Origin of the sequence: Pseudomonas sp. NPDC089407 (assembly GCF_044900445.1) — a bacterium.
GTDB lineage: Bacteria > Pseudomonadota > Gammaproteobacteria > Pseudomonadales > Pseudomonadaceae > Aquipseudomonas.
In genome coordinates, this window is sequence record NZ_JBJDNB010000057.1 from 1 (window position 1) to 8,034 (window position 8,034).

Consider the following 8,034-nt stretch of genomic DNA (forward strand, 5'->3'; position numbering starts at 1 on the left):
GACCGCATCAAGCTGAGGCTCAATGGCCTGAGCCCTGTCGAGTACAGGACCCAGGCAGCAGCTTAAAACTGTCCAACTTTTGGGGGGCAGTCCAACAGTGTGGGAGCGGCCTTGTGCCGCGAATGGGCTGCAAAGCAGCCCCAAGGCATTACGCCGACTCGTCAGCCGGTCGCGCACCTTCCTGCACCAACACCATGCTCTGCGGCGAAGACAAGGCAATGCCTTCGTCACGCAACCGCCCAAGAATGGTGAACAACAGGTCACTGCGGGTTCCCGACACCTGACGCGGCCCCGCTACATAACCACTCACGCCAATTACCATGCCACTGGTGGTCAGGTCCTTGAACGACACCGACGCCGCCGGCGCATCCAGAATCGCCTCGTGCTCGTGGTACGCCGCCAGCAGCAACTCACGCACGTGGTTGGCATCAGTCTCCAGCGGCAAGGTCAGCGTAATGCTGACAACGCCCAGGGCGTTGCCCATGGTCACGTTGCGCACGTTCTGCGAAATGAACTGCGAGTTGGGTACGATCACCGTCGAACGGTCGGACATCTGGATTTCCGTGGCGCGCACATTGATGCGGCGGATATCACCTTCTACGCCAGCCAGGCTGACCCAGTCGCCCACCTTGACCGGGCGTTCGGTCAACAGGATCAGGCCGGAGATGAAGTTCTGCACGATCTGCTGCAAGCCGAAACCGATACCCACCGACAGGGCACTGACTACCCAGGTCAGGCTGGTGAGGTTGATGCGCAGGGTCGACATCACCAGCATGGCAAGGAAGATGAAGCCCAGGTAGCCCACCAGGGTGACCAGCGAGGCTCGCATGCCGGCGTCCATGTCAGTTTCCGGCAGCAGGCGGTCGCTGAGCCAGCGCTTGACCACACGGATGGCGAACATGCCGCCCAGGAAGATCCCCAGCGCCAGCAGGATGTCCTGCGGCACGATATTCAGGTTCCCAAGCAACTTGCCGCCGGTGCCATCCCAGTCAGCCAGGCTCAACAGTAGCTCGCTGGGGCTGGTACCCGATGGCATCAAGGTCAGCAACAGGGCCAGGAACAGCACCACCGTGCGGCCGATGCCGGCCAGGATGGTGCTGGCCTGGGCCTGGTGACGTGGCGCCAGGCCCAAGGTCGAGGCCAATGCCAGGCCGCCTGGCTGACGTGGCGAAAGCAGGGTTTCGCAGAGGTCACCGAGGAACGTGGTCAGCAGGTAGGCGCAGGTGATCACCAGGCTTACCCACAGCAGCTTGCCAGTCAGGAAGTAAGCGAGCGTCAGGTAACCGGTTAGCAGCGCCAGCAAGATCAGCGTCAGCCAGATCACCATGATGAACGGGATCAACCCGGCCAGCCCCGTCGGCCGCTCCAGGTCGTGCTCGCGCAGGGTACGGCGGTAACGCAGCAACGCACCGGCGAAGGTGAGCGCCACCACCAGGGCGGTCAGGCCGTTGACCGCCACGGTCAGCGCCAGGCTGGCGCCAATCACGCTGTTGATGCGCTCCATGGTCATCATCACCATCAGCGCCAGCGCCAACACTTTGGGAAACCAGCCCAGCGCGCTGGCCACTTCGTCATGGATGGACGGCAGGCGCCAGGATGGACGCTGCAACATCAGCATGGCGCGACCAAGGCCAGTGATGAAGGCACTGAAAACCACCAGGGCGAGTACATGGTTGGCCAGGCTGGCAACATCGGAGCCAAGCTGCGCACTGCTCTCCAGCCCCCAGCGCAGCAGGGATACCGAGCCCGCGATGGTACCGAGGGTGGCCAGGCTTACCCCCAGCGCCAGCGCACTGCGGCGCAGGCGGCCTTCGGGCAACCAGCGGACCATGGCATCGGCGAGCAGGCTTTCCAGTACGCGACGCATCAGTGTCCAGACCAATACCGCGGCGACCAGGCTGGCCATGAACAGCCAGCGATGATCAGCATTGAAGGCGCTGGCCACCGCATCGGCCGCTTCAGCACGCAGGTCGCGCAGGCGGGCGACATCTTCCTGGGTAGGGCGGATGATGCTTTGCCAGAACGCCGGGCTCAGCGGTGAGGCTGCACGGCTGGTGATCTGCGAGTTGAACTGGCTGCGGCGCAGGTTGACGATCTGGGTGGACAGGTCGCGGGCCGACTGGGTCAGCTTGGTGGCCTGGTCCTGCTGGGCTACCAAGGCCTTTTTCTCGGCTTCCAGCTCTTTGCGCTGCTGGGTCAGGGTGGCGGCTTCGTCCGGCTGGACCGGGCCGATGACTTTAAGCTTGTCGTCGAGCTTTTCCACCTCGGTGGTGCGCAACGCACTCAGCGCATCAGCCTGGCGCTGAACCTGCACGGCGGCCAGACGCAATTGCGACAGCAGGTCGTCATTGGCGTCGCTGGTAACGCCCTGGCGGATCTGGTCCAGCCGGTCGCTCAGTTGCTCGATGCTGGCGTTTTCATCCAGCACGGGGGCTTCGGCAACCGCCAGGTTGGCCAACGGGGTGGCCGGCGCCGACCAGGCCGGGCTGGCAAGCGCCAGCATCAGGGCCAGCAGGGCTAACAAGCCTGGGCAAAAACGGGCAAGGCTGACACGCCTCATCGAATATTCCTCTTTACAATTCGATTTGGCGGGGGATTCTACGCGGCTTCAAGCGTTCAGGAGAGTGCCGTTTCTCGCTTCAGCAGTTGCTGCTTGCGCTCCACCCCCCAACGGTAGCCGCTGATGTCGCCATCGCGGCGCACCACGCGGTGGCAGGGGATGGCCACGGCAATGTGATTGGCTGCGCAGGCCATGGCTACCGCGCGCACCGCCTTGGGTGCGCCGATGCGCTCGGCGATGTCGCTGTAGCTGACCCGGCTGCCGGCCGGCACCTCACGCAACGCCTGCCAGACCCGTTCCTGAAACGCCGTGCCCTGCACATCCAGCGGCAGAGCCAGGCCCAGGGCTGGGGCTTCGACAAAGCCGACCACCTCGGCGACGAGCTGTTCGTAGGCGCTGTCGCCGCCGATCAGCTGCGCCTTGGGGAACTGGTCCTGTAGCTCGTGCAACAAGGCCTCGGGGTCGTCGCCGAGCAGGATTGCGCAAACGCCCTTGTCGCTCTGGGCCACCAGGATTGCGCCCAGCGAGCATTGGCCAAGGGCAAAGTGGATGGTTGCGCCGCCCCCGCCCGCGCGGTACTGCCGGGGGCGCATGCCCAGGCGCTGGTCGGCGCTGGCGTAAAAGCGGCTGTTGGAGTTGTAACCAGCGTCGTAGATGGCGTCGGTGACAGAACGCTGGCCGTCTTCCAGGTGCGCGCGCAGGCGCCGGGTGCGAAAGGCGCTGGCGTAGGCCTTGGGGGTAACCCCGGTTTCGGCCTTGAACAGCCGGTGCAGGTGGAAGGGGCTGACGGCCAGTTGCGCGCTGAGCTGGTCGAGGCTGGGTGCCGGGTCGCCGGTTTCGATCAGGCGGCAGGCACGGGTAACCAGCTGGCTGTGGCGGGTGGCGCTGGCCTTGGGGGTGCTGGAGCAGCGCTTGCACGCACGGTAGCCGGCGGCCTCGGCGGCAGCGGCGGTGTCAAAGAACTCGACGTTGCTGCGTTTGGCCAGGCGTGACTTGCAGTTGGGGTGGCAGTAGATGCCGGTGGTGCGTACGGCGTAGACGAAATGGCCGGCGGCGGTGGGGTCGCGGGATTCGACAGCTTGCCAGCGTTGGTCGGGGGTGGTGAAGAGGTTCATTGGTCAGTTTCCCTATCGGTTGTTGCCTGTGCTGGCCTCTTCGCGGCGGTTCGACGCCTCGATAAACCCGCTCCCACAGTTACTGCGCAGCCCTTTTTTTTCATTGTGGGAGCGGGTTCACCCGCGAAGAAGCCGGCACAGGCAACGCAAGAACTTCAGGCCCGCCACAAATACCAGGCCGCCACGGTACGGTACGGCCGCCAACCGCCCCCCAGCGAACGCATCTGCGCTGGCGTCGGCGCCTTGTCCAAGCCCTTTAACCGGCGGTACCCCTCACGCACACCAAAATCATCCACCGGCAGAATATCCGAGCGCTCCAGGCTGTAGATCAGCAGCATTTCCACGGTCCACCGCCCTACCCCGCGCAGCGCCACCAGGCGTTCGATCAAGGCATCGTCAGCCATGACCAGTGCCTCGTCGCGCGTGGGCACCAGGCCCTCCAGACGGGCCTGGGCAATGCCCTGGACCGTCGCCATCTTGCTCGCCGAAAAGCCGCAGGCGCGCATTTCTTCCGGGGCAAGCGCCAACAACTGTTCCGGTCTTGGGAACGCCTCCTCCGGGAACAGCGCCAGCAGCCGCCCAAGAATCGCCTCGGCAGCACGGGCATGCAGTTGCTGGTAGGCAATCGCCCGTACCAGCGCCTCGTAAGGTTCACGCCCCGGCGTAGCCTGGTGCAGGCAAGGCCCGGTCGCAGCAATGTGCCGCGACCAGTCCGGGTCAAGTGAGGCCAGGTGTTCGCTGGCCTGGCGATAGGCTTCGGGCGAAAGGTCGGCGAGGATCATGGCACCTCCATCAAGTCGATTGCAGGTCCAGCTTAGCGCAGCCGTTCATCGGCTAAACGCCGGTTCTTGCGCGGCTAATTCCTGGCATACCATTGCTCCGCGCCAGCATCCCCGCATAGAATTGAGAACTGTTCACATTCACACTTAACATGGGACCGGGCCTTCGCAACGATGCAGATCAACGACACGCTCAAACCGGCCGAGGTCGCTCTGCTCTACCAGTCCCACCATGCCTGGCTGCGCGGCTGGCTGCGTAACCGGGTGGGTTGCAGCGAACAGGCTGCAGACCTGGCCCAGGATACCTTCGTACGCGTATTGCGCGCCCGCCAGGTGTCGCCGCTGAAAGAGCCGCGCGCCTACCTCAGCAGCATCGCCCGTGGCTTGATGATCGACCAGTTTCGCCGCCGCGCGCTGGAGAAGGCCTACCAGCAGAGCCTGGCCCACCTGCCCGAAGGCGAAGTACCCAGCGAGGAACATCGGCTGGTCATACTCGACGCCCTGGAGCGCCTGGACCGTGCCTTGCACCAGTTGAAACCTCGTGCCCGCCAGGCATTCCTGCTGGCCCAGCTCGACGGTTTGAGCATCGTGCAGATCGCCCAGCAGCTGCATGTATCGCGAGCGACCATCGAGCGCGACCTGGCTACCGCGCTGGGCGTCTGCTACCGGTTGCGTTATGCCGACGCCTGATGGCACGCCTGCGCAGGCGCAGGTCGACCAGGCCATCGACTGGCTGGTGAAGCTGCGCTTCGACAGGCCATGCCCGCAGACCGAGCAGCAGTTCCAACAGTGGCTGGGCAGCCACCCGCATAACCCCATAGCCTGGCAGCGGGTCAGCCTGCTCAGCGACGAACTGGCCGGGCTGCCCAAGGACCTGAGCCGGCGCACCCTGGACAGCAGCCAGCAACAACGCGTCAGCCGGCGCAGCCACCTCAAGCTGTTGGCAGTGCTGGCCGTGGGCGGCAGCCTGGGTTTCACCGCGCGTGAACCGCTGGGCTTGCCTGAGCTACTGGCCGACAGTAGCACCGCTGTCGGCGAACGTCGCCGGCTGCAAGGTAGCGATGGCAGCCGTATCCAGCTAAACACAGCCAGCGCCATCGATTTGCAGTACAGCAGCGATCAGCGCCGCCTGGCGTTGGTACGCGGCGAGGTGAGCCTGGACAGCAACCCAGACGACAACCGCCCGTTCCGTATCGATACGCGCTTCGGCCCACTGGCTACTGGCGACGGCCAACTGCTGCTGCGAGAAAACAGCCAAGGCTTGCTGCTGGCGGTGCGCCGTGGTGAGGTCACGCTGTTCCCTGCATCGATCGCAGCACGGCAGGTGCTGCCAGGTGAGACCTTGCAGGTGTCGGCCAACGGCAGCTTCCAGGCCGTGACACTGCACAGCGACCCCTGGGGCTGGACTGACGGCGTACTCAGCGTGCGGCAGATGCCGCTGGGCGAATTTATCGCCGAGTTGGCCCGCTATCGCCCCGGCCTGCTGCGCTGTGCGCCCGAGGTGGCAAACCTGAAGGTGTCTGGCACATACCAACTGGTCGATACCGGCGCAATCCTGCACCTGCTCAGCCATAGCCTGCCGGTGCGGGTTGAGTACCGTACGCGGTACTGGGTAAGTATCAGCGCAGCCTGAAGACGACAAGGCCCCTGTAGGAGCGGCCTTGTGTCGCGATGGGCCGCAAAGCGGCCCCGGCTATATTTGCAGCGAAGCTGATATCGTGGAGCCGCTGCGCGCCCCTTTCGCGACGCAAGGCCGCTCCTACAAAGGATCGTGCTGGTCTGGAAGTATCAGTCCGCCACTGCTCGCAAGCGCCCCGCAGCGCGAAACGACTGGCGGGCAAAGCTCACGAACAACCCGGCCATCAGCGCCAGCGCCATCGGCAAGCCATGCGGCGCCACACCCATCGCCGCGCCACTGACCAGCGGCCCGATCAGGCTACCCACGCCCCACAGCAAGCCCACGCTGGCATTGGCGGTCACCAGGTCCTGGCCCTTGAAGCGCTGGCCGATCAGCACCAGCGCCAACGTATAGATCCCCCCCGCCACCGCGCCCAGCACCACCAGCAACGGCCACAACAGCCAGGTTATGTTCAGCAGCCACGGCAGGCCGATGCCGATCGCCATCGCCACCAACCCGCACACCAGGTGCAGCCCGGTACGCTCGACCCGGTCGGCGAGCCAGCCCAGTGGCAACTGGAACAGCATGTCGCCGGCAAACACCACCGTTACCATCAATGCCGCCATACCCACGGCAAAACCATGGCTGCTGGCGTACACCGGCAACAGCGACAGCACCACGGCATCGAAGAACGAGAAGAACAGCACCGCCATGCACAACGCCGGCGCTACGCGGAAGAAACCGGCAAGACCAAAGCTCTTTTCGCCGTCTTCATGTTCGACATGGTCATTGGGCACGGTCAGCACGATACACAGCAAGGCCAGCCCATAACAGAACGTCACGACACCGGTGATCCACGGGCTGTCGGCGCCCAGCAGTGCCAGCATGGCCGGGCCGAGCACCTGGAAGCCGGTGAAGCTGGTGGCATACAGGGCCATGATCTTGCCGCGGTTGTGCTCGGGGCACAGTTCGTTGACCCACGACTCACCCAGGATGATGGCGATGCCCATGCCAAGCCCCAAGCCCAGGCGCAGCAGCGCCAGCAGCCACGGCGAGCCGAACGCAGGCTCCAGCAAGGCAATGCTGAGCGTGCACAGGCTGAAACACAGCAGATAGAGGGTACGCCGGGTGAGGTGGCGGCAGCAGGTGTCGACCAGAAACGCCGAGAGCATCATGCCCGCGGCAGGAATGGCGGAAATGATGCCGATTTCCAGGGTACTCGCTCCGGCCTCGTGCAGGCGCAACGACACCAGCGGCAGGCTGGCCCCCAGGCTGAAACCCACGACTGAAACGGCGAACAACAGGCCCGCCAGCAAACGCATGTTCATGTACCACTCCTTGCAAACCGAAAAGACGTGCAGACACAGGCGCGCACGCCGGGGTGGCGCGCGACGCAAAAGCGCAGATCAGTTCAAGCGAGGTGTGGCGAGAAGGTGAAGGCAAACAGCACGCTGCGGCGGCGCTTGAGTACCGTGTCGCTCGGCCACGCGTGACGCAGGGCCTGGAGGGCAGGCTGGCGGGCGTTGGGCAAGGACTGGGTACGGCGCATTGCGTTGGCTACTTTGTGGAGGGTTGAAAAAGAGGCGGCACTCTAGGCCAACGGTGATCAGGTCGTCAATTGCCGGGGCCGCTTTGCGACCCATCGCCGGCAAGCCAGCTCCCACAGGGACCGCGCATGGCTTAAGGTCAACGCGGGCGAGGTGGGTGCAACTGTCTTCTGTTGCCTGTTCAGGCCCCATTGCTGGCAAGCCAGGCTCCCACAGGTATGGCACTTGGCTTGAGGTCAACGCGGGCGAGGTGGGTGCAACTGTCTTCTGTTGCCTGTTCAGGCCCCATTGCTGGCAAGCCAGGCTCCCACAGGTATGCACATGGCTTGAGGTCAACGCGGGCGAGGTGGGTGCAACTGTCTTCTGTTGCCTGTTCAGGCCCCATTGCTGGCAAGCCAGGCTCCCACAGGTATGC

7 protein-coding genes are annotated in these 8,034 nt (G+C 64.5%); 2 read left to right on the forward strand and 5 right to left on the reverse strand.

Going from position 1 to position 8,034, the window contains the following annotated elements; translation table 11 throughout:
* Positions 1-148: 148 nt before the first annotated feature.
* The 3 genes from ACI2KG_RS28335 to ACI2KG_RS28345 all read right to left on the reverse strand — a co-directional run bounded on the left by ACI2KG_RS28335 (position 149) and on the right by ACI2KG_RS28345 (position 4,457).
* Positions 149-2,560 carry a DUF3772 domain-containing protein gene (locus tag ACI2KG_RS28335; protein WP_404664168.1) on the reverse strand — a complete coding sequence of 804 codons (2,412 nt, stop codon included), beginning with the start codon at positions 2,558-2,560 and terminating at the stop codon, positions 149-151.
* A gap of 56 nt (positions 2,561-2,616) precedes the next feature.
* On the reverse strand, positions 2,617-3,675 hold the full coding sequence (ada, locus tag ACI2KG_RS28340; protein ID WP_404664169.1) for a bifunctional DNA-binding transcriptional regulator/O6-methylguanine-DNA methyltransferase Ada: 1,059 nt from the start codon (positions 3,673-3,675) through the stop codon (positions 2,617-2,619).
* 155 nt (positions 3,676-3,830) lie between these two features.
* A complete protein-coding gene (locus tag ACI2KG_RS28345; protein WP_404664170.1) occupies positions 3,831-4,457 on the reverse strand; it encodes a DNA-3-methyladenine glycosylase family protein in 627 nt (208 codons plus the stop codon).
* Positions 4,458-4,628: 171 nt separating this feature from the next.
* On the opposite strand from ACI2KG_RS28345, the gene ACI2KG_RS28350 reads away from it, so the two are divergent.
* Positions 4,629-5,144, forward strand: coding sequence for a sigma-70 family RNA polymerase sigma factor (locus tag ACI2KG_RS28350; RefSeq protein WP_404664171.1), 516 nt, complete (start codon positions 4,629-4,631; stop codon positions 5,142-5,144).
* Entirely contained in the window at positions 5,131-6,087 is a 957-nt protein-coding gene (locus ACI2KG_RS28355) for a FecR domain-containing protein (protein WP_404664172.1), read from the forward strand. The genes ACI2KG_RS28350 and ACI2KG_RS28355 overlap by 14 nt, the downstream gene beginning before the upstream one ends.
* A gap of 155 nt (positions 6,088-6,242) precedes the next feature.
* On the opposite strand, the gene ACI2KG_RS28360 is transcribed toward ACI2KG_RS28355, so the two are convergent.
* Together ACI2KG_RS28360 and ACI2KG_RS28365 are read right to left on the reverse strand one after the other, a co-directional pair.
* The gene (locus ACI2KG_RS28360; protein ID WP_404664173.1) at positions 6,243-7,400 is read right to left on the reverse strand and encodes an MFS transporter; all 1,158 of its coding nucleotides are present in this window, start codon (positions 7,398-7,400) and stop codon (positions 6,243-6,245) included.
* Between the two features lie 83 nt (positions 7,401-7,483).
* The gene (locus ACI2KG_RS28365; RefSeq protein ID WP_201201692.1) at positions 7,484-7,621 is read right to left on the reverse strand and encodes a hypothetical protein; all 138 of its coding nucleotides are present in this window, start codon (positions 7,619-7,621) and stop codon (positions 7,484-7,486) included.
* Positions 7,622-8,034: the final 413 nt, after the last annotated feature.

What these genes read in the sequence shown, in the direction of transcription:
- ACI2KG_RS28335 (WP_404664168.1), bottom strand. Translation starts at nt 2,560, where the DNA reads ATGAGGCGTGTCAGCCTTGCCCGTTTTTGCCCAGGCTTGTTAGCCCTG.
- ada (WP_404664169.1), bottom strand. Translation starts at nt 3,675, where the DNA reads ATGAACCTCTTCACCACCCCCGACCAACGCTGGCAAGCTGTCGAATCC.
- ACI2KG_RS28345 (WP_404664170.1), bottom strand. Translation starts at nt 4,457, where the DNA reads ATGATCCTCGCCGACCTTTCGCCCGAAGCCTATCGCCAGGCCAGCGAA.
- ACI2KG_RS28350 (WP_404664171.1), top strand. Translation starts at nt 4,629, where the DNA reads ATGCAGATCAACGACACGCTCAAACCGGCCGAGGTCGCTCTGCTCTAC.
- ACI2KG_RS28355 (WP_404664172.1), top strand. Translation starts at nt 5,131, where the DNA reads ATGCCGACGCCTGATGGCACGCCTGCGCAGGCGCAGGTCGACCAGGCC.
- ACI2KG_RS28360 (WP_404664173.1), bottom strand. Translation starts at nt 7,400, where the DNA reads ATGAACATGCGTTTGCTGGCGGGCCTGTTGTTCGCCGTTTCAGTCGTG.
- ACI2KG_RS28365 (WP_201201692.1), bottom strand. Translation starts at nt 7,621, where the DNA reads ATGCGCCGTACCCAGTCCTTGCCCAACGCCCGCCAGCCTGCCCTCCAG.